Source organism: Rossellomorea vietnamensis NBRC 101237 (assembly GCF_001591825.1).
Taxonomy (GTDB): Bacteria; Bacillota; Bacilli; order Bacillales; family Bacillaceae_B; genus Rossellomorea; species Rossellomorea vietnamensis.
Window position 1 is genome coordinate 1 of record NZ_BCVQ01000055.1, and the last position, 25,073, is coordinate 25,073.

At 43.0% G+C, this 25,073-nt stretch carries 27 protein-coding genes; 7 read left to right on the plus strand and 20 right to left on the minus strand.

Going from position 1 to position 25,073, the window contains the following annotated elements:
- Nucleotides 1-41 precede the first annotated feature (41 nt).
- The 3 genes from BVI01S_RS19065 to BVI01S_RS19075 form a co-directional block, all read right to left on the minus strand.
- Nucleotides 42-650, minus strand: a complete 609-nt coding sequence (locus BVI01S_RS19065; RefSeq protein WP_034757581.1) for a superoxide dismutase — start codon at nt 648-650, stop codon at nt 42-44.
- A 195-nt stretch (nt 651-845) separates the two neighbouring features.
- Nucleotides 846-1,325: a DUF456 domain-containing protein gene (locus BVI01S_RS19070; RefSeq protein WP_034757578.1), complete on the minus strand. Its 480-nt coding sequence runs from the start codon at nt 1,323-1,325 to the stop codon at nt 846-848.
- 73 nt (nt 1,326-1,398) lie between these two features.
- Nucleotides 1,399-3,027, minus strand: coding sequence for a Na/Pi cotransporter family protein (locus tag BVI01S_RS19075; protein ID WP_061811242.1), 1,629 nt, complete (start codon nt 3,025-3,027; stop codon nt 1,399-1,401).
- Nucleotides 3,028-3,271: 244 nt separating this feature from the next.
- Between BVI01S_RS19075 and BVI01S_RS19080 the strand changes: the two genes are divergently transcribed.
- Complete coding sequence (locus BVI01S_RS19080) at nt 3,272-4,045, plus strand: DUF1189 domain-containing protein (protein WP_061811243.1); 774 nt, start codon at nt 3,272-3,274, stop codon at nt 4,043-4,045.
- 19 nt (nt 4,046-4,064) lie between these two features.
- Here BVI01S_RS19080 and BVI01S_RS19085 read toward each other — a convergent pair whose 3' ends face one another.
- Nucleotides 4,065-5,267, minus strand: coding sequence for an MFS transporter (locus BVI01S_RS19085; RefSeq protein WP_034757571.1), 1,203 nt, complete (start codon nt 5,265-5,267; stop codon nt 4,065-4,067).
- A gap of 58 nt (nt 5,268-5,325) precedes the next feature.
- Here BVI01S_RS19085 and yqfZ point away from each other — a divergent pair, with 58 nt between their 5' ends.
- Both yqfZ and ispG read left to right on the plus strand, forming a co-directional pair.
- Nucleotides 5,326-5,694 carry a protein YqfZ gene (gene yqfZ, locus BVI01S_RS19090; RefSeq protein WP_034757570.1) on the plus strand — a complete coding sequence of 123 codons (369 nt, stop codon included), beginning with the start codon at nt 5,326-5,328 and terminating at the stop codon, nt 5,692-5,694.
- Between the two features lie 123 nt (nt 5,695-5,817).
- Nucleotides 5,818-6,924 (plus strand): flavodoxin-dependent (E)-4-hydroxy-3-methylbut-2-enyl-diphosphate synthase, encoded by a 1,107-nt coding sequence (ispG, locus tag BVI01S_RS19095; RefSeq protein WP_156030040.1) that lies wholly within the window; start codon nt 5,818-5,820, stop codon nt 6,922-6,924.
- Nucleotides 6,925-7,012: 88 nt separating this feature from the next.
- On the opposite strand, the gene BVI01S_RS19100 is transcribed toward ispG, so the two are convergent.
- A complete protein-coding gene (locus tag BVI01S_RS19100) occupies nt 7,013-7,396 on the minus strand; it encodes a DUF4190 domain-containing protein (protein WP_034757567.1) in 384 nt (127 codons plus the stop codon).
- A 203-nt stretch (nt 7,397-7,599) separates the two neighbouring features.
- Between BVI01S_RS19100 and BVI01S_RS19105 the strand changes: the two genes are divergently transcribed.
- A complete protein-coding gene (locus BVI01S_RS19105) occupies nt 7,600-8,169 on the plus strand; it encodes a hypothetical protein (RefSeq protein ID WP_061811244.1) in 570 nt (189 codons plus the stop codon).
- 32 nt (nt 8,170-8,201) lie between these two features.
- Here BVI01S_RS19105 and BVI01S_RS19110 read toward each other — a convergent pair whose 3' ends face one another.
- The 5 genes from BVI01S_RS19110 to BVI01S_RS19130 all read right to left on the minus strand — a co-directional run bounded on the left by BVI01S_RS19110 (nt 8,202) and on the right by BVI01S_RS19130 (nt 11,786).
- Complete coding sequence (locus BVI01S_RS19110) at nt 8,202-8,564, minus strand: DUF1499 domain-containing protein (RefSeq protein ID WP_061811245.1); 363 nt, start codon at nt 8,562-8,564, stop codon at nt 8,202-8,204.
- Between the two features lie 106 nt (nt 8,565-8,670).
- Complete coding sequence (locus BVI01S_RS19115; RefSeq protein ID WP_034757562.1) at nt 8,671-9,087, minus strand: Fur family transcriptional regulator; 417 nt, start codon at nt 9,085-9,087, stop codon at nt 8,671-8,673.
- A gap of 3 nt (nt 9,088-9,090) precedes the next feature.
- Nucleotides 9,091-9,948, minus strand: a complete 858-nt coding sequence (locus tag BVI01S_RS19120; protein ID WP_061811246.1) for a metal ABC transporter permease — start codon at nt 9,946-9,948, stop codon at nt 9,091-9,093.
- 18 nt (nt 9,949-9,966) lie between these two features.
- On the minus strand, nt 9,967-10,743 hold the full coding sequence (locus BVI01S_RS19125; RefSeq protein WP_034757557.1) for a metal ABC transporter ATP-binding protein: 777 nt from the start codon (nt 10,741-10,743) through the stop codon (nt 9,967-9,969).
- Nucleotides 10,744-10,904: 161 nt separating this feature from the next.
- Nucleotides 10,905-11,786: a YitT family protein gene (locus tag BVI01S_RS19130; protein ID WP_034757554.1), complete on the minus strand. Its 882-nt coding sequence runs from the start codon at nt 11,784-11,786 to the stop codon at nt 10,905-10,907.
- Nucleotides 11,787-11,876: 90 nt separating this feature from the next.
- Between BVI01S_RS19130 and BVI01S_RS19135 the strand changes: the two genes are divergently transcribed.
- Nucleotides 11,877-12,131 carry a DUF2624 domain-containing protein gene (locus tag BVI01S_RS19135; protein WP_034757552.1) on the plus strand — a complete coding sequence of 85 codons (255 nt, stop codon included), beginning with the start codon at nt 11,877-11,879 and terminating at the stop codon, nt 12,129-12,131.
- A gap of 50 nt (nt 12,132-12,181) precedes the next feature.
- Here the strand turns inward: BVI01S_RS19135 and BVI01S_RS19140 are convergent, their stop codons facing one another.
- On the minus strand, nt 12,182-13,075 hold the full coding sequence (locus BVI01S_RS19140) for a deoxyribonuclease IV (protein WP_034757549.1): 894 nt from the start codon (nt 13,073-13,075) through the stop codon (nt 12,182-12,184).
- Between the two features lie 69 nt (nt 13,076-13,144).
- Nucleotides 13,145-14,452, minus strand: coding sequence for a DEAD/DEAH box helicase (locus BVI01S_RS19145; RefSeq protein WP_061811247.1), 1,308 nt, complete (start codon nt 14,450-14,452; stop codon nt 13,145-13,147).
- A gap of 309 nt (nt 14,453-14,761) precedes the next feature.
- On the opposite strand from BVI01S_RS19145, the gene vrrA reads away from it, so the two are divergent.
- Both vrrA and BVI01S_RS19155 read left to right on the plus strand, forming a co-directional pair.
- A complete protein-coding gene (gene vrrA, locus BVI01S_RS19150; RefSeq protein ID WP_061811248.1) occupies nt 14,762-15,532 on the plus strand; it encodes a VrrA/YqfQ family protein in 771 nt (256 codons plus the stop codon).
- Between the two features lie 179 nt (nt 15,533-15,711).
- Entirely contained in the window at nt 15,712-16,668 is a 957-nt protein-coding gene (locus BVI01S_RS19155; RefSeq protein WP_061811249.1) for a 4-hydroxy-3-methylbut-2-enyl diphosphate reductase, read from the plus strand.
- Nucleotides 16,669-16,711: 43 nt separating this feature from the next.
- Here the strand turns inward: BVI01S_RS19155 and BVI01S_RS19160 are convergent, their stop codons facing one another.
- The 8 genes from BVI01S_RS19160 to BVI01S_RS19195 form a co-directional block, all read right to left on the minus strand.
- Complete coding sequence (locus BVI01S_RS19160; protein ID WP_061811250.1) at nt 16,712-17,830, minus strand: Nif3-like dinuclear metal center hexameric protein; 1,119 nt, start codon at nt 17,828-17,830, stop codon at nt 16,712-16,714.
- Complete coding sequence (locus tag BVI01S_RS19165) at nt 17,827-18,537, minus strand: tRNA (adenine(22)-N(1))-methyltransferase (RefSeq protein WP_034760539.1); 711 nt, start codon at nt 18,535-18,537, stop codon at nt 17,827-17,829. Before BVI01S_RS19165 ends, BVI01S_RS19160 begins: the two co-directional genes overlap by 4 nt.
- A gap of 115 nt (nt 18,538-18,652) precedes the next feature.
- Nucleotides 18,653-19,027 carry a cytochrome c550 gene (gene cccA / locus BVI01S_RS19170; protein WP_034757540.1) on the minus strand — a complete coding sequence of 125 codons (375 nt, stop codon included), beginning with the start codon at nt 19,025-19,027 and terminating at the stop codon, nt 18,653-18,655.
- A 261-nt stretch (nt 19,028-19,288) separates the two neighbouring features.
- Complete coding sequence (locus BVI01S_RS19175; protein WP_034757537.1) at nt 19,289-20,431, minus strand: acyl-CoA dehydrogenase family protein; 1,143 nt, start codon at nt 20,429-20,431, stop codon at nt 19,289-19,291.
- 165 nt (nt 20,432-20,596) lie between these two features.
- Nucleotides 20,597-21,136: a hypothetical protein gene (locus BVI01S_RS19180; RefSeq protein ID WP_061811251.1), complete on the minus strand. Its 540-nt coding sequence runs from the start codon at nt 21,134-21,136 to the stop codon at nt 20,597-20,599.
- 118 nt (nt 21,137-21,254) lie between these two features.
- Complete coding sequence (rpoD, locus tag BVI01S_RS19185; RefSeq protein ID WP_034757535.1) at nt 21,255-22,385, minus strand: RNA polymerase sigma factor RpoD; 1,131 nt, start codon at nt 22,383-22,385, stop codon at nt 21,255-21,257.
- A gap of 33 nt (nt 22,386-22,418) precedes the next feature.
- Nucleotides 22,419-24,230 (minus strand): DNA primase, encoded by a 1,812-nt coding sequence (gene dnaG / locus BVI01S_RS19190; protein WP_061811252.1) that lies wholly within the window; start codon nt 24,228-24,230, stop codon nt 22,419-22,421.
- Nucleotides 24,231-24,274: 44 nt separating this feature from the next.
- A complete protein-coding gene (locus BVI01S_RS19195) occupies nt 24,275-24,742 on the minus strand; it encodes a YaiI/YqxD family protein (RefSeq protein ID WP_231479972.1) in 468 nt (155 codons plus the stop codon).
- Nucleotides 24,743-25,073: the final 331 nt, after the last annotated feature.

Consider the following 25,073-nt stretch of genomic DNA (forward strand, 5'->3'; position numbering starts at 1 on the left):
GAGAGGTTCCTGAAAGAACCTCTCTTACCTTATTCATAAAATTACTTAGCAGCTGAATAACGCTTCGCTACTTCATCCCAGTTTACAACGTTCCAGAATGAACTGATGTAATCAGGACGACGGTTTTGATAGTTCAGGTAGTAAGCATGCTCCCAAACATCAAGACCTAAAACAGGCGTTTTCCCTTCCATTAAAGGACTGTCCTGGTTTGGTGTGCTTGTTACTTCCAATTCACCGTTATTCACTACAAGCCAAGCCCAGCCTGAGCCGAAGCGTGTTGCAGCAGCATTAGCGAATTCTTCTTTGAATGAATCGAAGCTTCCGAATTTGGAAGAGATGGCATCTGCTAACTCTCCAGATGGAGCGCCTCCACCATTCGGAGATAATACCGTCCAGAATAGAGAGTGGTTAGCGTGACCGCCACCATTATTGCGAACTGCCGTACGAGCACCTTCAGGAACAGCGTCTAAGTTAGAAACAAGATCTTCAATGGATTTGCTTAATAAATCGTCGTGTCCTTGAAGTGCATCATTTACTTTCGTCACATATGCGTTATGGTGTTTAGTGTGGTGGATGTTCATTGTTTCCTTGTCGATATGAGGTTCTAATGCATCATATGCGTAAGGTAATTGCGGTAATTCGTAAGCCATTATAAATTCCTCCCTATGTATAGTTTCCTGAATAGCTATATTCAGGCCGTTTCAGTATAAGATTACCAAAACTACTATATCTGTTCAAATATTTTGCCTTCAATCTCTCACTTTTTTCTTACAAGAATAAAATGCCCAATAAACATAAAATATATTTCATGTTATGTAGGCTGTCATAAATAGTGGTGAGTCCCTTTACACGACCATAAAGAAATAAACGGCCATGACGATTTGAATGAATCCTTTTGTGAATACGCTTGAGATGAAGCCTATGACGGATCCTATTCCCACTTTAAATGCTGTCTTGAGGTTGGACCGATGAACGATCCATTCCCCTATGACGGCTCCGAGGAAAGGTCCGATCAATATTCCTATGACAGGGATGACGAATGGACCAATGAGCAGTCCGATCGTGCTTCCCCATATTCCTGCCTTCGAGCCTCCGAACTTTTTGACACCGATCAGGTTCGCCATATAATCGGCACCGAACAAGAGGGCGACAAACAGAATCTGTATCGTCCAGAACAACCAGCTGAATGGTTCAAAGCTGAAAAACACCCCATACAGCAGAAAGCTGCCCATTAAGAAAACGACACTTGGCAAAATCGGATACACAAGCCCGACAAACGATAAAATCATGAGTATGATAATGATGCTCCAGTAAACGATGTCCACGTTTCAACACCCCCTTTTGAGTATAAAAAAAACTGACCCCTTTGACAAATGTCAAAGAGGTCAGGAAAGAAACTTATTCTACTCCCAATACTGCTTCAGCAATATTGACGGCATGATCTCCAATGCGTTCCAGATTACTGATGATATCAACGTATACGATACCAGCTTGACCCGAACATTTCCCTTCGTTCAGACGCAGGATATGCTGTTTGCGGAGCTTACGTTCCATTTTATCGATCTGGTCTTCCTTCTCCGCCACTTCTCTTGCAATTTCAGTGTCGTTCAAATCCAGAGACTTGATCGCTTTTTCAACTGTTTCAATCGTCAAATTGAACATGACTTCAAGATCGGACATGGCATCTTCGGTGATTTTCACTTTGTTGGCTTGTTGATATTCAACTAACTCAACGATGTTTTCAAAATGATCACCCACGCGTTCAATATCCCGAACCGTATCCATCAGGATTGAATGACGCTCGGATTCAGATTCCGATAGGGAAGAAGATGATAGATCAACAAGATAGTTCGTGATTTTCTTATCTAGATTATTGATGGCACCTTCTATTTGATATGCTGCTTCTGAATTTTTCGAGCTCTTTGTCTTCAGGAACTCATTTGTTTCCTGTAATCCTTTAACGGCAAATGTCCCCATGCGGAGAACTTCTTCTTTGGCCTGTCCCAACGCAATGGAAGGAGATTGTTCGATGAATACAGGATCCAGGTGTTTCGAGTTATAATCCACGATAGAGTCCTGACCCGGAATCAACTTCGTTACGATCAGCGCCAATACGGCGATGAACGGAAATTGAATGATAGTATTCGTTATATTGAAAGTACCATGAGCGAATGCAATGGTCATTGGCTCATTCAGGTTGAATGTAGTTTGTAGAAATACGACAAACTTTGAGAATAACGGCAATATGATCAAGAATATGGTTGTTCCGATTAAGTTAAAGAGTACATGCACCGCCGCAGCTCGTCTGGCAGCGACTGACGCACCCAGTGCAGCTAATACCGCTGTGATGGTTGTCCCGATGTTATCCCCGAATAAGATAGGCAGTCCTGCCTGTAAATCAACCAGGTTTGAGCTGTACAGCTCCTGAAGGATACCGATCGTTGCAGATGAACTTTGTACAACCACGGTGAACAACGTACCGACTACCACTCCAAGAATCGGATTATCACTCATGCTGACGGTCAAATCATGGAATGCTTCCAATGAGCGTAAAGGTTTCATTCCTCCACCCATTAATTCGAGCCCATAGAATAAGGCACCGAAACCAAAGATCATTTGTCCAACGTTGTGGACTTTTTTATTCTTGAAGAAGAATAACAAGATGGTACCTACGGCAATGATCGGAAGGGCATACTCCCCAACGTCCACACCAATGATGAAAGCTGTCACTGTCGTACCGATATTCGCACCCATGATGACTCCGATTGCTTGTCTTAGGGTCATGAAACCGGCACTTACAAGCCCGACAACGATAACCGTCGTACCACTACTCGACTGGATCAGGACGGTAACAAAAACCCCTGCCAGCACTCCCATGAACGGATTGGTCGTGAACTTATCAAGAATTTCCTTGAGGCGTTCACCCGCTGACTTCTGAAGGCCGTCCCCCATATACTTTATCCCAAAGAGGAAAATACCGAGTCCTCCAAAGAACTGAAACAACATTTCCTGCCAATTTAATTCCATTTTTTCAACCCCTACATATATTTTCGACATTAAACAACAAAAACCCCATATCATTTTTAATATATAACGGGGCTTACGTAAATACTTTTCACCCCAAATTTACAATAGGTTAATAAAACTCGACTTTTATTACATTTATGTTACAGATGATACTCATTATAAATGCTTCCGAAGACTTACTTGATGAAAGTATGAAGACAAGCTTAAAATAGATAGGGTATGCACGAAAGGAGAAAAAAACGAAATGAATGTATTTCAGCAATTGTATAAAAGTATCTATTCCCCAAAAGATATTGCAAAATTCCGTTTCCAGGGAATTGGCAAGACGATCCGTTTCATTTTTTTACTTGCTCTTATATCCATCATTCCTGTGGCCGTACAATTTGTATCGTTCGCAACCAATGCCCTGGATACATTAAAGGATTCTCTGGATAAAGAATTGCCAGCATTTTCGATTGAGAACGGCACCTTGACTTCTGATCATTCCGGGCCCGTGACCCTCGAGAAAGAAGGAATGACCATCATCTTGGATGATACGGGTCAAATGAAGGAAGGAAACCTTGACAGGAATGAAGACACGGTCGCCTTCCTCAAGAATGACTTTGTGGTCATCAGCCAGGGACATGTCCAATCCTCGTCTTATACATTGTTTGGTGATAGCACTGTAACAGAAGATGGATTACTCGACATCCTGAATTCTCTCAAGGACCTGAAATGGATTTTGATTCCTGTGGCATTAAGCATTCTTTACGTGTTCACCTCCGGAATGACATTCTTGAAAATAACCATTTTCGCCATCATCGGTGTTACATTTGCTAATGTCCTGAAACGAAATGTACCATACCGCCAAAGCTTTCGCATCACCGCCTATTCGGCTACGGTTTCTACCGTATTTTTTACCCTAATGGAATTATTACAAACCAGGATTCCCGCTGCTCCAATATTGGACTGGTTTGTCATCACCGTCATCCTGTATTTAGTAGTGAAAGAAATACCCCAAAGAAAAAAACGCCAATAAATAAAGTCCCCGTTTCCACTTAACGGGGACTTTTTCCAAAGGTCTTTTGGATTTCAGTACGAGCCCCTCCTTTTGTCCGTATAGCCAATAGGGCAAACAGGAGGATATTCATCAATGTGAATCCAAATGTGATAATATACATTTGTGTTGGATCCTGCTTCCATACCCCAAAGGCGACAGGACCCAAAGCCACCCCGCCGAATCTTACAGCACCATAAAGGCTGACAACCATTCCCCTTTCTTGTTCAGATACGCTTCCCGTTATGAAGGTATTGATGACAGGAAGCATCAATCCCAATCCCCCAAAGCTTATGGTGAGAAAAAACATCAAAGATCCCAATGAAGAAAAAAAGATCAGTAATCCTAATGGGAGGCTCATGGTGATTAGTCCGCATTTCAAATAGGTCCAACCCAATTCCTCATCAGTCTTCAGTCTTTTCCCGCACCAATACGAACAGATCGTCATCGCCCCAAGGGGAAAAATGAACGAAAATCCTTTAAAAAACCCATCAATATGAAAAGTATTTTCAATATGGTAGGAAAGATAGAAGAGAATGCCGAATAATAAAAATAAACCGGTTCCCCCGATGACATAGAGAGGGATCAGCAGCCTGCCCTTTGATAAAAAAACGGCAGAGAATTCCTTCACATCCAATTTCCGAACACCTTTAGTTGATTCGACTGTTTGTCGCAGACCGACTAAGATCAAGAAAGAAATCACGGGGAATACCCAAAAAGACTGATCCCAAAGAACGAGTTGGGCGAGGGTGGCACCAATAAGTGGAGCTGCCACTTTGCCGATACCATTGAATACCTCCAATGAACCAAGCATCCTTGAGCGCTCCTCCCCTTGATAAAGATCACCGATCAATGCCATTGCGAGAGGCATCGTTCCTGCTGCACCGACACCTTGCAGTCCTCTTCCGAGCATAAAGAGGCTAATGAGCCCTCCGTTGAAGATACACAATATACTCCCGAGAATCATGATCCATAACGAAATGCTGATCAACCGTTTACGCCCATAGCGATCAGACAATATCCCTGTAAAGGGTATCACCAAAGCTGCAGGGATTGTAAATGAACTTAAAATGAATCCCGACCATCTGCTCCCTAAATGCAAGTCTTCTTCAATGTCAGGAAGAATGGGAATCAGCATTGAATTCCCCAGTACCATCAGTATGGGCAGTAAACCGATCACAAATGGGAGAAGCTTCTCTCTCATATCATACAACTCCTTCATTGTTCCATTCAGACATCACACTAATCGGGAGGAAATATAGATGAAAAGAATGGCAATTTTCTTTGGTATTATCATTCTTCTATACAGTGTTTATTATGACTTAAATAAGGGGACGTTACGTCTGCTGTATAAAGAAGCGACCGTCGCCTCCTCCGAGCCCCTGGTGAATGGAAATCAAGGGAAACTCCCACAGGAACCTGTTCAAAGGGGTGAAGGTCCCTCCTCCCTTCCATATGTGGAAATGGAAGTGAAGCCGGGCGATACGGTATTGAGCCTTGTGGAAGATCTTCTTGATGGAGCCATTCCCGTTTCGATCGACCGGGTGATCACCGACTTTGAAGAATTGAATGATGTCCCACCTGACAAGATCCAAATAGGGAAAACCTATAAAATACCCAATTATCAATAGCTTGAACATGTCTTAAACACCTATTTCTTGTCATTTTACACAAAACACTGTTACAATAGCTTCGTATTACTTATAATGAAACTTTGAGAACCTTTCTAAAGGAGCGAATTACACTTGAGTGAAATTATACATCGTACAAAAACACGTCCTGTCAAAGTAGGTAATTTAACGATCGGCGGTAATAACGAAGTGGTCATCCAAAGTATGACCACGACCAAAACCCATGATGTTGAAGCAACGGTTAAAGAAATTCACCGTCTGGAAGAAGCAGGATGCCAGGTCGTACGTGTCGCTTGCCCGGATGAGCGTGCAGCCGACGCCATTGCTGATATTAAGAAGCAAATCAATATCCCACTTGTTGTCGATATACATTTTGACTATAAATTAGCCCTGAAAGCCATTGAAGGCGGAGCAGATAAAATCCGGATCAATCCAGGGAATATCGGCCGCCGCGAAAAGGTGGAGGCTGTAGTCAAGGCAGCAAAAGAAAAAGGCATCCCGATTCGAATCGGAGTGAACGCCGGGAGCCTGGAAAGAAAAATCCTTGAGAAATACGGATACCCGACAGCTGATGGAATGGTGGAAAGTGCCCTTCACCATATTAAAATCCTTGAAGACCTCGATTTCCATGACATCATCGTATCCATGAAGGCTTCTGATGTGAACTTAGCCATCGAGGCTTACACGAAAGCTGCAAAAGCCTTCGACTACCCGCTTCACCTTGGGATCACAGAATCAGGCACTCTATTTGCAGGTACCGTTAAAAGTGCCGCTGGTCTTGGAGCCATCCTAAGTCTTGGGATCGGTAACACAGTCCGGATTTCCTTGAGTGCGGATCCCGTCGAAGAAGTGAAAGTGGCAAGGGAATTATTGAAATCATTTGGACTCTCTGCAAATGCAGCTACATTGATTTCGTGTCCGACTTGCGGTCGTATTGAAATAGACTTGATTTCAATCGCCAATGAGGTGGAAGAATACATTTCCACGATTAAAGCACCGATCAAGGTTGCTGTGCTGGGATGTGCAGTGAATGGACCTGGTGAAGCCAGAGAGGCTGATATCGGGATTGCCGGTGCCCGAGGGGAAGGACTCCTATTCCGTAAGGGGAAAACGGTCCGTAAAGTACCTGAAGAGACCATGGTGGAAGAATTAAAGAAAGAAATTGACAAGATTGCTGAAGAGTACTTTGCAAAGCAGGAAGCTGAAAAGAAAGAGCAGGAGCAAGTCTGACCCTGTGCATGAAAGAGGGCTGATCCATGATCAGCCCTCTTTTTTTGGTTTCCTGAAACGCTCCCAATTTCAAGAAAAACGATTTAGCTTAAAAGAACGGCAGTACAAATAATCCTACGATTATCGATACGGCCCCAATTCCGATTGCCCAGGCACCGAGCATCTCTGCCCCCCTGCGCCTTGCCACAAACCCAAGGACAATCCCCGCTGCCCCCATGATGACCGGGAGAATAAATAAGGATAGAATGGATAGTGCAAGTGCAGAGTATCCTAACACACGCCCTGATGTTGTCGCATCTTCGGCGGCATCATCTTCAAAGTCGCGGCTCACATTCATTGGAGCAGCAATTTCTGCTGCTGTTTCTTCACGGTAATCATCTCTACTCACATCTGTTTCCGGATTGTCGTAATACACGTCGATATCTTGAAGATTTCGATCAACGCTGTTTAATTCGCGTCGTTCATCACTCATACAGCAATCCCTCACTTTCTGTGTTTGGGAGCCTTCTTATTGTGTGTCAGTTCAGCCATTTTACTATGCTAATCTTTGTCATTTTTGTTATCTGTGCGATCGCGCTTAGGCCGTTCTCATGAATAATTGTTTTTCGAGGTTATTTCAATACGGGGAATGTGATAAACTTGAAGGAGTTTTTATAAAGGGGAGTATGATAAAGAATGAAACGTTTTGGAATCGATATTGATGGGACAGTTACTTCACCTGAATCTTTACTGCCTCACATAAATGATCACTTTCAATTAAATTTAACCTTACAGGACATCACCCAATACGAATTGACAAAGGTTTTGGACATATCACCTCAAACCTTTGGAAAATGGTTTAAAGAAGCAGAACCGCTCATCTACAAAGAGTCTCCCCTTGCTCCCGGCGCAAAAACGATCCTGGATCAATGGAAAGAGAAGCACGAACTTTATTTTATCAGTGCAAGACGAACCGACCTCATCGATATTACGAAGAAATGGTTCGATGCACAGGACCTTATGTATCATCATATCGAATTAATCGGATCTCACGATAAAATATCCACTGCTAAAAAACACGCAGTCGACATTTTCTTCGAGGATAAACACGATAATGCAGTGGCCATCTCCGAAGAATTATCCATCCCTGTTGTGTTATTCAACACGCCTTATAATCAAAAACCGATCCCTGATGGGGTCATTCGCGTGAATGACTGGAAGGAAGCGGATTCCTGGGTACAGAACTGGCTGCAGCAACAACGTTGACCATAGAAAAAAGCCTCGTTTGAGGCTTTTTTCTATGCGTTATTAAATATGGATTTAAATCGTTCCACGCGCTTCCGATTCACTTTGAAATCATAATACCCTAAGCGTGAAGCCGACTTGAAATGCAAAAGATGGGTACTTTCATCAACAAAAAGCTCCAGGTCATCCTTGAATTTCATCCACTTGGATGTGAAGACGGCATGCACATAATGCGTCCCTTCTTCCTTGATTTCTACATGATCGAATTGATTCAGCGTCTGGTGTATCCTTGCTTTCGTATCTGCCACTTCCCCGCTTACGGGAAGTGGTGCGATTCTGTGGTAAGACGTAAGGTCTATCGTACTGACGCAATTTTTTTTACTGGTGGGGCAGTGTGTGAAAGGGACCGATTCCATGGCTACATCTCCTCTATATTCCTTCTATATACCTATTTTTCCCCTCCTTTACACAAGGTTAAACACGTAAAGATGTTCCGAAGAAAAAAGAGACCCCGAAGGATCCCTATTGACATTGTGGACATTTACCGTAAATTTCAAATTTATGCCCTGATATATCATAGCCGGTTTCAGCTAAATTTTCTTTCAACACTTCCATGGGACAGGTATGGATTTCTTTCGTTTTCCCACAATCCATACAGATGAAGTGATGATGGTGATGATGACTTTCACACGTAATCCGGAAATGCCTTTCACTGGATAACTCCGTTTCTTCCAGTATGCCCAGCTCTACGAAAAGGCTTAAATTACGATAAATGGTATCGAAGCTCAGGCCGGGATAATCGGCTTTCATATACTCCAAGACGTCCCTCGCGGTTAAATATTTATTCGAGCTTGAAAACAATTCAAGTAATTGCTGCCGTTTCCCTGTATGCTTATATCCTTTTGCTTTTAATAGATCCATGGCTTCCGTTACATTCATTTCCTACACCTCACCTTTTGAAGAATGACCAGACGACCTCAATTTCTTGATGAGGATCGTCAAGAGGAGAATCAAGATGGCCGTCATGACAATCGTTCCACCCGGAGCAAGATTCAAATAGAAGGCGCTGACTAGTCCGACGATGACGGAAATTTCCCCGAATAAAAGGGAATATCCGATCGTCTGTTTAAAGCCGTTCGCAACCCTTATACTTGCTGCAACCGGAAGTGTCATGAGAGATGATACCAGAAGGATTCCCACAATGCGCATGGAGGCGGCAATCACAAGGGCGACCATGATCATAAAGATAAAGTGGATCGCTTTCGCAGGAATCCCAGATGCCTTTGCATGATCCTCATCAAAGGATAAAAGGAATAATTCCTTATACAATAAGAAAATCACACCGATGACAAGGATACTGATCCCTCCAATCAGATACAGGTCCCCCCTGCTGACCGCGCTGACACTCCCAAATAAATAACTGAATAAATCCGTGTTGAAACCGTCTGCAAGTGAAATGAATATGACCCCGATCCCGATTCCACCGGACAGGATGATCGGGATTGCAAGCTCCTGGTAATGCTTATATACCATTCTTAATCGTTCTATGAATAAGGAACCCATCACGGAGAAAGCCATTCCAAAGTAAAGGGGATTCAACCCTGAAAACCCAGGCACGGTTTTGCTTAAGTACAGACTTGCCGCAATGCCTGAGAGCGTCACGTGGCTCAGTGCGTCGGCAATCAGGGACAATCTCCTTACCACGATGAAGGCACCCAGTAACGGAGCGATGATCCCGATAAGGATTCCTGTCAGAAATGCATTTTGTAAAAATTCATATTGAAAAATAGCTTGAAGCATTTTCTTCCCTCCGATCGATCATGAATGATGATGTTCATGTTCATGATTCAAAAAATGTACATCATGACCATAAAAAGAGGAAAGCTGATTTTCTTTGAGCTTTTCAAACTCTTCTGTTTTGCCATGGAAATGTAAATGTTTATTTAAGCAGGCAACATGTGTGACCTTATTTGAAATCGATCCGATGTCATGGGTGACCAGCACAAGCGTGATACCTAAATCCTTGTTCAACCTTTCTAACATATCGTAGAAGTTTTGAACGTTACGGCTGTCGACTCCAACTGTCGGTTCATCAAGGATCAATACATCAGGCTGACTCACGAGGGCCCTTGCGATGAAGACCCTTTGTTGCTGACCGCCTGATAATTCCCCGATATTCCGTTTGGCGAACTCTCCCATGCCGACTGATTCAATTGCTTGAATCACGTCTTGCTTATATGCTGCTGAAACCCGCTTGAACAAACCTGCCTTTTTCGCCAGTCCGCTGGCCACCACTTCATAAACAGTAGCCGGAAATCCTGTGTTGAAGCTGTTGGCCTTCTGGGATACAAAGCCGATGCGGTCCCATTGTTTAAATTTATGCTGCGGGATCCCGAACAGCTCAATATTCCCCTGTTTCACCCGAAGCAGACCTAGGACAAGCTTAAGTAATGTGGATTTCCCCGAACCGTTCGGACCAACGATTCCGAGAAAAGCACCTCTTGGTATGCTCAAATTAATATCTTCGAGCACTCTTTCACGCTCATAGCGGAAATTCACATCTTCTATTTTTATCACTGGATTTGTCATATCCATCTTTATCATCTCTCTTTATAAGAATCATTCCGATTTAAAAGTACATAGGGTAGTATACAGGATGTATCATCAATTGTAAATGATTCCGTTCGTCATCAAAAAAAGGACCGCCATCTTGTTTGGGCGGTCCTTTCATTCCATAAAGGGATGATATTAATACATCAATGGATGGCAGATTTGAAACGTGCCCCTTTTGTTTCTTGCGTGCTCATGATCGTGATGAAAGCATTTGGATCAACATCCGAAACGATGGATTTCAATTTCGTCACTTCAAGTCTCGTGACCACGACGTAAATGACTTCTTTATCATTATCCGTATAGCCGCCACGCCCCTTCAACATGGTTGTACCTCTTCCAAGCCGTTGTAAGATGGCATCCGATACTTCTAGATAATAATCCGAAACGATGATGACCGCTTTCGTTTCATCCATTCCCTGAATGACCGTGTCAATCGTCTTGAAGGCGATATAATAGGTCATGACAGAATACATGGCTTCTTCGATTCCAAAGACAAATGCCGCCCATCCGAAGATGAAAATATTCATAAACATCACAAACTCACCGACGGAGAATGGCAATTTCTTAGTCAAAAGGATCCCTAAGATTTCAGTTCCATCCAACGAACCTCCATGACGGATGACCAGTCCTACACCCACCCCAAGAATCAATCCGCCGAAGACGGTTGCAAGGATTTCTTCTGTTACAAATGGATCCATATGGTGAAGGAGGCTTTCAATGATCGCCAACGCGACGATGGCAAACAAAGAAGATACGACAAACGTCTTTCCTATTTGTTTGTACCCCGAATACATAAAAGGAAGGTTGAGTAAGACCAACAGGGTTGAAAAATTAAGGAAAGGGATAGAATCAGAAACCAAATAATTCAGGATCAGTGAGACACCAATGATCCCCCCATCAATAATATTATTCGGTACAAGGAACAGTTCGATCGAAACGGCTGCCAACCCTGCTCCGATAGTAATAAAGAATAGACGGTAAATGAAATGAAGGGGACTTTCTTTCTTATGTACTCTTTGAGTCATCGCCAATTCCTTTCCTTTCAGTTTATTTTCTAATAAAATTGTCACTTTCTTGATGGATACTACATATGTATCTGTTGAGGAGTGATAAACATGAAGCTATTACAAAATGTGATCAATCACAAAATCAACCATATTACAAATGATGAACTGCTAAAGTATGCCAAACAATATAATATTTCACTGACCCCCGATCAGGCTACAAGCATTGTTGCCAAGGTGAAAGGAAAAAACATCAACATTTTTGATGATACGAAAAGAAGCAGACTAGTGAAAGATCTTGCCAGGGTCATTGGACCAACAAAAGCAAAGGAAATCAACCAGCTTTTTTTGCAGCTCATCAGATAGTATAGAAAAAGGAGGCTTCCTCAAATCTTGAGAGATGACCTCCTCCACTCTTACTGATTTACTATTTTCGTTAAAACATCTTCATCAAAGGTTTGATTACGCAACATGTCAATTTCGAATTTGTAAGGAGGTTTTTTATTTTTCTTATCTTCCCCTACATACGGAGTTTCCAGAATCTTTGGAACTGCCTCCAGCTGCGGATGATGCACGATATAATTCAGTGCCTTGAATCCAATATGACCGAAGCCCAGGTTTTCATGACGGTCCTTAGCGGCTCCCCGTTCATTCTTGCTATCATTTATATGAAGCACCTTCAAGCGATCGATTCCAACGATTTTATCGAATTCCTCCAATACACCATCGAAATCTTCTACAATATTATATCCTGCATCATGGGTATGACAGGTGTCAAAGCAGACAGATAATCGATCATTCAACTTTACTCCATTGATGATCTGAGCTAATTCCTCAAATGACCTGCCGCATTCGGAACCTTTTCCAGCCATTGTTTCCAAGGCGATCTGAACTTTATGATCCTTGGTCAATACTTCATTCAGACCTTCGATGATCTTCTCGATTCCTTTATCTGCCCCTGCCCCTACATGAGCACCGGGATGAAGCACGATTTGCCCTGCACCGAGGGCTTCAGTGCGTTCCATTTCAGATCGAAGGAAATTGACACCCAACTCGAATGTAGATGGGTTGGTCGTATTTCCTATGTTAATGATATAAGGGGCATGCACGACGATGTCCTCTATTCCATTTTCTTTCATATGAGCAAGACCCGCTTCGATATTCAGGTCTTCGATTTTTTTCCTTCTCGTGTTCTGTGGTGCACCTGTATAAATCATGAAGGTATTCGCACCATATGAAACGGCTTCTTCACTTGAAGCGAGTAACATATTCTTTCCACTCATGGAAACATGGGATCCAATCTTAACCATTCTTCTCAACTCCTAAGAAAATCTCTCTTTATTGTATCGAATGTGTACAAATGAATCACGTTCAAACACTTATTTGTTTCTGTTTTTTATTCTTCTTTCCCGCTTCTTGATTTGATCCATTTTGTATTTCATTTTCTTCTTATAGCCCGGTTTAACCGACTTCGGTTTACGGACTAATGATTTCGCCTTTTCATCGATTTCATCGACGTTCGATTTTTGACGGTTCTTACGTTTGTTCAGAGGAGGCAGCTCGGACCATTCGCCTTTTTTAATATCCCGATGTGAAAAGCTGATTCCAAGCTTCTCCAAGCGATTCAATGCATCTTCGTCTGAAGGCGTATAAATGGTGAAGGCAATACCGCTATTCCCGGCACGTGCTGTACGGCCTGAACGATGAACATAGAAATCCAGATCTTGAGGCAGTTCATAGTTGATGATATGACTGACCCCTTCGATATCGATCCCTCTTGCAGCAAGGTCTGTCGCCACAATATATTGATAATCAAGGTTTCTGATTTGTTTCATCATTTTCTTACGCTCACGTGGAGAAAGATCACCGTGAATACGGCCGACCTTCAGTCCTTTGGCAATCAGGGCATCGGCTACTTCATCCGCCTTTTGCTTCGTGTTGGTGAACACAATCCCTAGATAAGGATTGATCTCCACTAAAATATTGTAAAGCATATTGGTTTTATCACGGCTTTTCAAAGGGACGATCACGTGTTCAATATTTTTTGCCGACAGCTGTTCCGGTTCCACATGGGCATACTGTGGATTTTCCATATACTTCTTCAGGAACGGCTTCAGTTTCTCTGGGATCGTGGCAGAAAACACCAACATTTGTAGTTTTTCAGGCATCTTCGCAGCGATTTGATCCACATCTTCAATGAATCCCATATCAAGCATCAAATCAGCTTCATCGATTACAAGAAGCTTCGCTGTATGGACAAATAGTGCCTGGTCCTTCACCAGGTCATTGATCCGTCCCGGCGTACCGACAACGATATGAGGCTGATGCTTTAACTTTTCGATCGTCCTCTGTTTGTCCGTTCCCCCGATATAGCAACGGGAAACGATTTCTGTATCCTTCGTTATCTTAAGTACTTCCTGATAAATCTGTTGTGCCAACTCACGGGTAGGTGCAGTGATGACAGCTTGTACCTGCTCAGAAGCTGCATCCACCTTTTCGATGATCGGTAATAGATACGAGTGGGTTTTCCCCGTTCCCGTCTGAGACTGGCCGATCGCACTTTGTCCCTTTAAGATCAGAGGGATCATTTTTTTCTGAATTTCAGTTGGTTCATAGAAACCCAGTTCTTCTACAGCTTCATTGATGAAAGACTGAAATCCAAATTGCAGAAATAAATTCTTTTTCATTGAGTACATCTCCTTTTATCGTCATATCCTTTTATTTACGCTGTCATCGGGATAGATGTCTATGCCGTTCACATCATCACCCACAGATTTATATAAAATGTACGGATCACTTTTCAGTTGTCAGTGATTTTATTTTAACGTTTAGAAGCGTGATATTTAAAGAACATCTAACCATTATAATCAATTTTCAGCAAAACATCTAGGTCAACTTGATATTATTTCAGATGATATTGTCACAATACCCTTTTTTAACCTGTTGCATACTCTATAGTGACAACGAATTTATTGAAATGAAAGGAGGCTGTCATTATGCCGCCTAGAAGAATGAGAAATCAGGGTCAGGATATGAGAAATCCTTTCGGAATGAGACAGCGCCAGGGGAACGGATTCGGGTTACAGCAACCCGGGATGAATACTTTCGGATTGGGACAAAGGCAAGGCAACGGGTTCGGGTTGCAGCAGTCTGGCAGGAATCCTTTTGGGTTGGGACAGACACAGCAAACGCCTTTTCAATTTGGAAGGCAAAATCCTAATCAAGGCTTTAATATGGGAATGAATCAAAGAGGAAGCGGAAGCGGAAGAGGCAGAGGGCAAGGCAAAGGGTTACTGTCGAAGTTCTTGAAAAAAGGGGAAAACCGCAATGCAGGCGGTGGCGGACTTCTGGAACAATTTACGAGGTCTTCTGGCGGTGAAACCGGATTCGAGCGATCACCTCAGGCAGCTGGGGGAATCATGCAAACCCTCTTGAATCCCGGCAATGTCAATTCCTTTCTGTCTAACACTCAACAAATGTTGCAGACTGCCCAACAATTGGGTCCGATGTTTCAACAATACGGTCCGATGGTCAAAAATATCCCTTCTCTGTGGAAGCTGTACCGAGGGTTTAAGGATATGTCTGCTGATACGCCTGATGAACCATCGACAGAGGTTCAAAATGTGGAAAGTGAAGAAATTCCTGAAGCAGATATCCCCGTAAAGAAAAAAAAGAAAAAGAAACCTTCTGTAAAAATCAATGATGAAGAAGATTGGGATGATAAGGCACCGGCAAAATCACATCCAAAACCAAAACTCTATATATAAATGTCGCATCCCTAAAGGTATTCCATCACCTGACAGGGATTATTTTTTTGTATATTAGTAAAAAACACGAATCACTTTTTCATGTGAAAATGGCCTTTTACTTCGTTCTCTTTGTCAGACGGACCATTCTCCTTTATAATGAAGACAAAAGACTCTCTCATGTAGGAGGATATTTATAGATGGATATTATTAAGATTACTCCGAGAGGCTATTGTTATGGTGTGGTAGATGCAATGGTCATTGCAAGAAACGCCGCATTAGACAAATCGCTTCCTCGTCCAATTTATATTCTGGGGATGATCGTCCATAACAAACATGTAACGGATGCGTTTGAAGAAGACGGGATCATCACCCTCGATGGCAGCAATAGAAAAGAAATCATTGAACAGGTGAATGAAGGAACGGTGATCTTCACCGCCCACGGAGTCTCTCCTGAGGTGAAAGAAATCGCCAAGCAAAAAGGGTTAGTCACACTGGATGCTACCTGTCCTGACGTCACAAAGACACATGACTTGATCCGGGCCAAAGAAGCCGAGGGCTATGATGTGATTTATATCGGGAAAAAGGGGCACCCCGAGCCTGAAGGCGCAGTCGGTGTCGCACCCGAAATCGTTCACCTCGTCGAAACAGCCGACGACGTTGAACAGCTATCCATAGACAACGATAAGATCATTGTGACGAACCAAACGACCATGAGTCAATGGGATGTACTCGATACAATGGATAAAGTGAAGGAAATGTATCCTCATGTCGAGCTGCACAAAGAAATCTGCCTGGCTACCCAAGTACGGCAGGAAGCAGTGGCAGAGCAGGCAGGGGATGCCGATGTCCTTATCGTCGTCGGCGATCCGAAGAGCAATAACTCCAATCGCCTTGCGCAAGTGTCGATGGATATCGCAGGTACGCCTGCCCACCGCATCTCAGACATCAGCGAGCTCGATATCGAATGGATCAAAGATGCGGGTGTCGTCGCTGTCACTGCCGGTGCGTCCACTCCCACACCAATTGTGAAGGAAGTCATTAAATTCCTGGAAGCATTTGATCCAAATGACGAGTCCACATGGACAAGAGAGCGCAATGTTCCATTAAATAAGATACTCCCTAAAGTCCGGAAAGCGAAAATGGGAACGAAATAAGAATGCCGAAAGGCCCCTTGCCATCGCAAGGGGCCTTTCTTTTTTACATATACGTAAATGGGTTCGTTTCTGCTTTCGAAGCGAATATATTGACAATAAACCCTTTTTCCGAGCATCTTTTGGCTAAATGAGCGGCTACTCCCTCTTTCATCACCTTTTCAATGTGATGACCTGCATCCACAATATTGAGCCCCATCATCATGGCGTCATGAGCCGTGTGATAATAGATATCACCGGAAACGAACACATCGGCACCCTGTCTCTTGGCTTTTCCGATGAACTTATTTCCATCTCCGCCGAGTACTGCCACTTTCTTCACCTTCGCGTCCCCGTCCCCTATCAACCGGATGCCATCCATGCCTAAAGTTTTCTTCACGAATAGGGCAAAGTCCTTCAGGCTCATCTCCTCTGCCAAATAGCCGATCCTGCCCAGCCCAAGGGCTTTAGAACCGTTTTCCAGGGAGTAGATATCATAGGCAATCTCTTCGTATGGATGGTGGGTGAACATCGCTTTCAATACTTTTTTCTCCAGTGAAACAGGATAAACCGTCTCCACCTTTTCTTCTGAAACCTCTTCAAGTGCACCTTGCTTTCCTATATGAGGATGGGTTCCCTCCCCGGGCAGAAATCTTCCCTGTCCTTCAGAGGAGAAGCTGCAATGGGAATAATTCCCGATATGTCCGGCGCCGACTTTCCCTAAAGCTTCCCTCAGTTCCCCTGCATGTTCTTTTGGCACATAAACCGCCAATTTGCGAAGTTCTTCCTGATAGGTAGGGACAAGTACAGAAGGCTCCTGTAACTGAAGCTTACTGGCGAGTAGATCATTCACACCGCCTACCGCCACATCCAGATTGGTATGGGCAGCATATACGCTAATATCATGTTTGATCAGCTTTTCAATCATTCTTCCCTGATAGGAATCTGTTTGCAAGGATTTCAGTGGACGAAATAGTGGCGGATGATGGGCAATGATCAATTTGACATTATTCTTGATCGCTTCATCCACGACATTTTCCAGCACGTCCAGTGTGATCATGACATTTTCGACCTTTTCATTCAACTTACCGATTTGAAGTCCGATGGGATCTCCGCTTTCAGCCAGATATTTCGGGGAGAATTCTTCAAAAAGCTGAATGATTTCATGGCCGTTTACTGTTTTCATGAGATAAGGACCTCCTCAACCATTTTGATTTTGTGCAGAAGCTCATTTTTACGTGCTTCCAACGCTTCGGTCTTCTCTGCCTTTTCCATGTTATTCACAATATTTTTCCATTGCCTGAGTTCCTGATTCCATTTTTTCATGAAGGCATCATTTCGATCCTTCATCAAGAACGGTCCGAGCAGCAGTTCTTTTTCGAGTTCCTTGGAATAGTGGGAGTTTGGATCCCCTTTTTCTGCTATTAAAATTTCATATAGCTTATCATCTTCTTCAAGGATTTCCTCACCGATGAGATCCCATTCATTTTCCATCAGCCACGTCCTGATCGATTTCGCACTCACATTGGGCTGGAGGATCAATCTCGGTCCGTCGGTCAGCTTGTCCTTGCCTTCCTCCAAAATCGATGCGATCAATGCACCACCCATCCCCGCAATCGTAATACAATTGACTTCTCCGGGTGATATGACTTCCAGGCCATTGCCTAACCTGACTTCAACTTCCCGTGTAAGTCCTGCATCTTCCACTTGTTTTTTCGCAGAAAGATATGGCCCCTTTACCACCTCACCGGCAATCGCAGAAGAAGCGATGCCTTTATTGACTGCATAGCAAGGGAGGTATGCATGATCTGAACCGATATCGGCAATTTTTGATTGTTCTGGTATGTATGAAACAACGGTTTCAAGTCGTTTTGATAATTGTTGAATATTCATTCGTTCACCTTTACTCATTATTATTGGTCCTGCTTATCTGATACTCATTCTAACCAACTTTTCCATATAAAAAAAGCCCTTTGCCCAAAGACAAAGAACCTTTTTCAACCATTCATTATTTTAGTGATTTGATCCAGTCTGCCATTGCATCAAGATTTTCATCTGCTACAAGACCGGCCGGCATGATGCCTCCACCATTTTTAATTCTATCTTTGATCTCGTCTTTTGATAGCTTCGTCCCTTTAAGAGCAGGACCCGCGCCACCTTCATAGTTCCCACCATGACAAGATACACAAGACTCCTTGTACTTAGCTTCCGGATCGAACTCCCCGCTTGAAGCTTCTTCGCCTTCTTTGCCAGCAGTCTCACCATGCTTTTCGTCCTTCGCTTTTTCATCGGCATTGTTAAGGCCTTCAATCGACAAGAAGAAAACAAGACCAATTCCAAGGGCCATGATCAATACGAATGGAATGATTGGATTACGATTCATGATTTTAACCTCCTTTATGTACAACATCCAAAAAATAGTGCTCTTTTCAACACTTTATATTTTACTGTAAAAACCGACAAAGTAAAAGTACTATCAATTAACTTTTCCATCTTTCTCACAAATTAGACACATTTCCTTCTTTTTTCCTGTTTTTCATCTTTCGTTTCTTCTCACATCCCCCTTAAGTAAGAAAACAGATGAGCTCTATCTGCCTCCATTGGACCGATAGAGCTCATTTATCCTTCTAGATGATCCTACCCCTTATTGGCAGCCGATCAACCTTGAAATCACCATTCTCTGTACCTCTGATGTCCCTTCTCCGATTTCAAGGAGTTTCGCGTCACGCAAGTAGCGCTCAACATGGTATTCTTTCATGTAACCGTATCCGCCATGGATTTGAATGGCTTCGTCGGCCACTTCCATACTGATCTCCGACGCGTACAGCTTACACATTGACGCCTCTTTGGAAAATGGCCTTCCCTGATCCTTCAACCATGCTGCTTTATGAACCATGTTCCTTGCGAGCTCGATTTTCATTGCCATGTCAGCCAGCTTAAATTGGGTAACCTGAAATTGAGATAACGTTTTACCGAACTGCTTTCTCTCTTTCGAATATTGAAGAGCCTTGTCAAAAGCAGCCTGTGCCACACCGACAGCCATTGCCCCGATTCCGATCCTGCCCCCGTCAAGGGTGACAAGGAACTGCTTGAATCCTTCCCCCTGCTTCCCTAACAGGTTTTCCTTAGGGACTTCCACGTCCTCAAGGACCAGCTCAGTTGTATTGGAGGAATGAAGACCCATTTTTTCATAATTATCAATGACCGTAAATCCTTTGGCTTTTGTGGGTACGATGATGGCACTGATCTCTTTATTCCCGTTGTTCCTGCCTGTGATCGCCGTTAACGCGAGATGATTCGCATAACTTGCATTGGTGATATAACACTTATTCCCATTGATAATCCATTTATCCCCTTTATCTTCAGCAGTGGTCTGGGTCCCCCCCGCATCTGAACCGGCATTGGGTTCAGTCAGGCCGAAAGCTCCAAATGATTCCCCTGTACAAATCGGCGTTAAGTATTCCTGTTTCTGTTCATGTGTACCAAATAAATTGATCGGGGCACCTCCCAGTGAAATATGGGCAGAGTACGTGATCCCTGTAGAGGCACATGCACGGCTGAGCTCTTCTGTAACGATGGCAAAGCTTACTGTATCCGCTCCTGCACCACCATATTCCTCAGGAAAGGGAAGCCCCATCATTCCCAGGTCAGAAAGTTTCTTGAAAATTTCTTTAGGAAATTCCTTAGTGCGGTCACGATCCAACGCACCAGGTGCCACTTCTTCTTCAGCGAATTCCCTGATCGTTTTCTTAATCATTGCTTGCTCTTGTGTTAAGTCGAAATTCATCTTTATCCCCCTTGTCTAACTTTGATGACTGAAAGCCACAGACTTATACAGTATATAAAGCGCTTTCAAGCATAGTCATCCGACTCTATGAATACGCTCTCATTCCTATTATAAAAGGGAATCGTGAATTTTCTCAACTTTAAAAAACTTTTAAATTTTCAGAAGTTATAGTAATATATAAATTCCTACAAGGACCGCTCCCACCGATCCCGCCAGCGTGAAATAATTCACCTTCCATTTCACCCCTGCACCAATCCATATAAAACAGTTCAGGAATAAGGTTACGTACAGTGGAAAAGAGTTCCCTTCAAAGATCCTTTCCGTCAGCTCCATGGATGAAAGAAGGAGAATGCATGCAGCTGACGCAAAGAGAAGTAACTGCGAGAATTGTTTCTTAGTATAATAAATTCCTACACCCATTAATAATCCGACAAAACTTGCCAAAATCGCTGTTTGCAAAACGATTGACAATTCAGTAAAATAAATGACAAATAATGAAATTACGATCGAGGAAATGGATATCAGGAAATCTTTCAGGAAGTGATTTTTCTGAGATCCCGCTGATTCTCTGTCATCGATTCCTGCACCTTCCGTATACAATGCAAGAAGATAATCACAATATTGTTCAGGCAGCATCTTCGTTCGCTTCCAAAGTAGGATTTCATGGATGATGGTTTCTTTTTTTGAATTCTTTATTCTGGTCACTTTGTCACACCTTTTATCGTTGCATCCTTTAACTCTATTCGGCAACGATCAGGGTAAACCCTTTAATTTGGACAAAAAAAACCACCTCTATGCGCGATAGAGGCAGTAAAGGGCGGTTCTATTCCAAAAAGTCTTTCAATCGTTTGCTTCTGCTTGGATGGCGAAGTTTCCGAAGGGCTTTCGCTTCGATTTGACGAATACGTTCCCGGGTAACACCAAACACTTTACCCACTTCTTCCAGTGTACGTGTTCTGCCGTCATCCAGACCAAAACGTAACCGTAGAACATTTTCTTCCCGGTCTGTAAGAGTATCCAGGACATCTTCAAGTTGTTCTTTCAACAATTCGTAAGCTGCATGTTCCGAAGGAGATTGAGCTTCTGCATCCTCGATGAAGTCCCCAAGGTGAGAATCGTCTTCTTCACCAATTGGTGTTTCAAGGGATACAGGTTCTTGAGCGATCTTAAGAATTTCACGAACCTTTTCAGGAGTCAGATCCATTTCTTCAGCAATTTCTTCCGGTGCAGGTTCACGACCCAAATCTTGAAGTAATTGTCTTTGTACGCGAATCAACTTATTAATGGTCTCAACCATATGAACCGGGATACGTATCGTTCTTGCCTGGTCCGCGATGGCACGGGTGATGGCTTGTCGAATCCACCAAGTCGCATACGTACTGAATTTGTACCCTTTCCGGTAATCAAACTTTTCTACTGCTTTAATCAGACCCATGTTACCTTCCTGGATCAGATCCAAGAATAGCATCCCGCGGCCTACATAGCGTTTTGCGATACTGACAACGAGTCTCAGGTTCGCTTCTGCCAGACGTCGCTTGGCTTCCTCATCACCATCTTCAATTCGCTTGGCAAGATTGATCTCTTCCTCTGCAGAAAGTAAATCGACTCTCCCAATTTCTTTCAGGTACATACGTACAGGATCATTTATCTTAACCCCGGGAGGAACGCTTAAATCATTCAGATTAAATTCTTCTTCCTCTTCCTTCTCTAACTCTGTGGCACCTGGATCATCATCTTCGTCACTTTCATTAACGATTTCTACACCCTGCTCACCTAAGTGTTCATAGAATTCATCCATTTGATCGGAATCCAATTCGAAGCCGGATAATTTATCTGCAATATCTTCGTATGTGAGGACTCCTCTTTTCTTACCTTGGTTAACTAAAAATTCTTTCACCTGATCAACTGTTAATTCTGACGCTATTTGTTTGGAACGCGCTGACTTTTCAGCCATTTGTTCCCCTCCTTCCAACTTCCTTACAAAACTTTATAGAGACTTACGCAGCTGTAAGATTTCCATTGCTATTTGTGCTTCCTGCCTATAATCCTTTAGTCTTTCCGCTTCTTTTCTTTCCACTTCTTTTTCTTTTATTCTCAACATCTTTTGATGTTTTAACACCTGGTTTACGTAATCTGTCAATTCCTGATCCGTACTTTCTTCGCTTATGGACATCATTTCAATTTCCGTCACGATCCTTCTGAGCCTTTCATCGGGAAGGTACCCGATAAACGAACTGGCACTTGGAGGCAGACCTTCTTCGTAATAACCCAATAAATAAGTAATAATAGCTTGATGCTCATCAATATTGAGGTTCGTGCCTGCAAGCCACTCCTGAATCTTATAAGCAGTATTCGGATCCTTCAGCATGTAAGCAATCAACCTTCGCTCAGCGGTTTGATATGCAGGCAATAGCCTGGACTGGGTGGATTGTTTGAAATTCCCTTGCATACCGACCTGTTTAGGCGGTTTAGGAACGCGGTTTTCCGGCCCTTGCAATTCAGATAGCTGTTGTTGAAGAGCCTCTAACGATAGTTCAAACTCATCAGCCAAGTATCTTACATAATAATCCTTTTCAACCGCTTTACTTAATTGAGTAATTTCCTTTAGTATGTCTTCTATATACTTAAGGCGATCTCCTTCATCATTTAAGTTTTTATTCAGTTTATAATACCGAAGCTTAAACGCCATGAACGTCAAACTTGCCCCTATTACATCCTGTTGGAATCGTTCTGAACCATATTTGGCAATGTAGTCATCAGGGTCTAATTGTTCGGGCATCACGGCTACGCGTATGTCCAACCCATGCTTATGAAGAAGCTTTCCGGCCCTGAATGCGGCTTCCACTCCGGCAGAATCACCATCGTAACAAATGATGATGGAATCCGTTAATCGCTTTAACAGGCCTATTTGCTGTTCCGTCAACGAAGTACCCATGGTGGCTACCCCGTTTTCAACACCGGCTTCGCTCGCTGAAATAACATCTGCGAATCCTTCAAATAATATCGCCTGCTGCTTTCTTCTTATCATGGATCGTGCATCATGATAATGATAAAGGATGCTGCTTTTATTAAAGATCTTCGTTTCAGGGCTGTTTAAGTATTTCGGCTGATCCTCCGCATTGATCGTCCTGCCTGAAAATGCGACGGTATTTCCTTTTGTATCCACAATGGGGAACATGATTCTTCCCCTGAAGCGATCAAGGAAGGAATCGTCCTTTTCCCTTCTGACGAGTAACCCCGCGGCTTCCATCAGGTCAAGGGAGTAACCCCTCTTCTCCAGGAACTTGACCGTAAAATCCCAACTTGGGAGTGACCATCCAATCTGAAATTTCGTGATGCTTTCCGTTGTAAAGCCCCTTGCAAGCAGATATTCCAGTGCTTCCTGACCTTCCTTTGTATTTAGAAGGAGATGATGGTAAAATTTACTTAATAAGCTGTGAGCTTCCAACATTTGCTTCTCGTCCTCTTGAGGAGGAAGCGGTTGATCCGATGATGGTGTTTGGATGGAAATTTCTTCGCCCACTCTTGCTCCGAGCTTCTGAGCCGCCTCAAGAAAGCTGAGGCCGTCTACATCCATGAGAAACGTAAATGCGTTTCCTCCTGCACCACATCCAAAGCAATGAAAAATTTGTTTGTCGGGAGAAACAGAAAAAGATGGAGTATTTTCTCCATGGAACGGACATAAACCAAAGTAATTTCTGCCCTGCTTTTTCAGTTGTACATAATCACTGACCACATCGACGATATCGGTTGACGATAAAATTTTATTTAACTTATCTTCAGGGATTCTTTCAGACATACTCTATCACCTGTTTTTATTTACCCTCTTAATCCATTCTGTACTTATTGCGATTCTCCTGCAATTTCCGACAAGATTTTATCGAAGGACGTACAAAATGTTTCTCTGTCTTCATTTGTAAAAGGCTTGGGACCTTTTCCATAGTTGCCTCTCCTGCGTTCTTTGGCAGCGACATACCGATAATCGAGTGCCGTGACAATACTCTCTTCCCTGTAGGCTTTTCCCCTGGGAGAGATGGCATAAACTTTTTTCGGCAATACCAAACTTGCAAGCCCTATGTCCTGTGTGACCAAAACATCTCCTGCCTTTACATGATTCATGATGTATAAGTCTGCCGCTTCTTTCGAACTATCCACATACACCCATTCACCTTCATCAGGTGTGTTCTTCCTGTGGGCATGGGAAGCAACAAAAATGATTTTAAAGCCATACCCTCTTGTTATTTTAATGATTTCCTGTTTTACCGGGCAAGCATCCGCGTCTACATATACGGTAAGGTTATGTTCGCTAATACTAACTATTCTACATCACTCCGTATTATCCTTCTCTCTTTTTAGAACTTTCCCAGAGATTTGATTAAAATTGTCGAATTTTAATTCAGACGAGACTTGACATATCACAATAATTAGTTTATTCCTTAAGAGTTTAGTCTAAACCTATTTTAAATATTTTTATCACAATTTTTTATTATAGTATAATCGGACAAGTTTGACCACTATAAAAACTTAATTCCTTTAAGGTTTTTGTTCATGGTTTGAAATTCTTGAAACTTTTTATTTGGAAGATGTAGAGAGTGCTGGTTGATTTCCGCTTCAGGTGCTCGCTTTCCGCGGGGCTGGCGGT

Coding starts and splice junctions, on each gene's coding strand:
- rpoD (WP_034757535.1), bottom strand. CDS start 22,385: ATGGCTGAAAAGTCAGCGCGTTCCAAACAAATAGCGTCAGAATTAACA.
- BVI01S_RS19130 (WP_034757554.1), bottom strand. CDS start 11,786: ATGACTCAAAGAGTACATAAGAAAGAAAGTCCCCTTCATTTCATTTAC.
- BVI01S_RS19115 (WP_034757562.1), bottom strand. CDS start 9,087: ATGAATGTAACGGAAGCCATGGATCTATTAAAAGCAAAAGGATATAAG.
- BVI01S_RS19080 (WP_061811243.1), top strand. CDS start 3,272: ATGAATGTATTTCAGCAATTGTATAAAAGTATCTATTCCCCAAAAGAT.
- BVI01S_RS19175 (WP_034757537.1), bottom strand. CDS start 20,431: ATGAATTTCGACTTAACACAAGAGCAAGCAATGATTAAGAAAACGATC.
- BVI01S_RS19110 (WP_061811245.1), bottom strand. CDS start 8,564: ATGGAATCGGTCCCTTTCACACACTGCCCCACCAGTAAAAAAAATTGC.
- BVI01S_RS19165 (WP_034760539.1), bottom strand. CDS start 18,537: ATGAATATTCAACAATTATCAAAACGACTTGAAACCGTTGTTTCATAC.
- BVI01S_RS19100 (WP_034757567.1), bottom strand. CDS start 7,396: ATGAGTGATGAACGACGCGAATTAAACAGCGTTGATCGAAATCTTCAA.
- BVI01S_RS19140 (WP_034757549.1), bottom strand. CDS start 13,075: ATGGTTAAGATTGGATCCCATGTTTCCATGAGTGGAAAGAATATGTTA.
- BVI01S_RS19075 (WP_061811242.1), bottom strand. CDS start 3,027: ATGGAATTAAATTGGCAGGAAATGTTGTTTCAGTTCTTTGGAGGACTC.
- BVI01S_RS19160 (WP_061811250.1), bottom strand. CDS start 17,830: ATGAAAACAGTAAACGGCCATGAAATCATTCAGCTTTTTGAAGAATTC.
- BVI01S_RS19135 (WP_034757552.1), top strand. CDS start 11,877: ATGAAGCTATTACAAAATGTGATCAATCACAAAATCAACCATATTACA.
- BVI01S_RS19085 (WP_034757571.1), bottom strand. CDS start 5,267: ATGAGAGAGAAGCTTCTCCCATTTGTGATCGGTTTACTGCCCATACTG.
- BVI01S_RS19120 (WP_061811246.1), bottom strand. CDS start 9,948: ATGCTTCAAGCTATTTTTCAATATGAATTTTTACAAAATGCATTTCTG.
- BVI01S_RS19125 (WP_034757557.1), bottom strand. CDS start 10,743: ATGGATATGACAAATCCAGTGATAAAAATAGAAGATGTGAATTTCCGC.
- BVI01S_RS19155 (WP_061811249.1), top strand. CDS start 15,712: ATGGATATTATTAAGATTACTCCGAGAGGCTATTGTTATGGTGTGGTA.
- BVI01S_RS19065 (WP_034757581.1), bottom strand. CDS start 650: ATGGCTTACGAATTACCGCAATTACCTTACGCATATGATGCATTAGAA.
- BVI01S_RS19145 (WP_061811247.1), bottom strand. CDS start 14,452: ATGAAAAAGAATTTATTTCTGCAATTTGGATTTCAGTCTTTCATCAAT.
- vrrA (WP_061811248.1), top strand. CDS start 14,762: ATGCCGCCTAGAAGAATGAGAAATCAGGGTCAGGATATGAGAAATCCT.
- yqfZ (WP_034757570.1), top strand. CDS start 5,326: ATGAAAAGAATGGCAATTTTCTTTGGTATTATCATTCTTCTATACAGT.
- cccA (WP_034757540.1), bottom strand. CDS start 19,027: ATGAATCGTAATCCAATCATTCCATTCGTATTGATCATGGCCCTTGGA.
- BVI01S_RS19105 (WP_061811244.1), top strand. CDS start 7,600: ATGAAACGTTTTGGAATCGATATTGATGGGACAGTTACTTCACCTGAA.
- dnaG (WP_061811252.1), bottom strand. CDS start 24,230: ATGTCTGAAAGAATCCCTGAAGATAAGTTAAATAAAATTTTATCGTCA.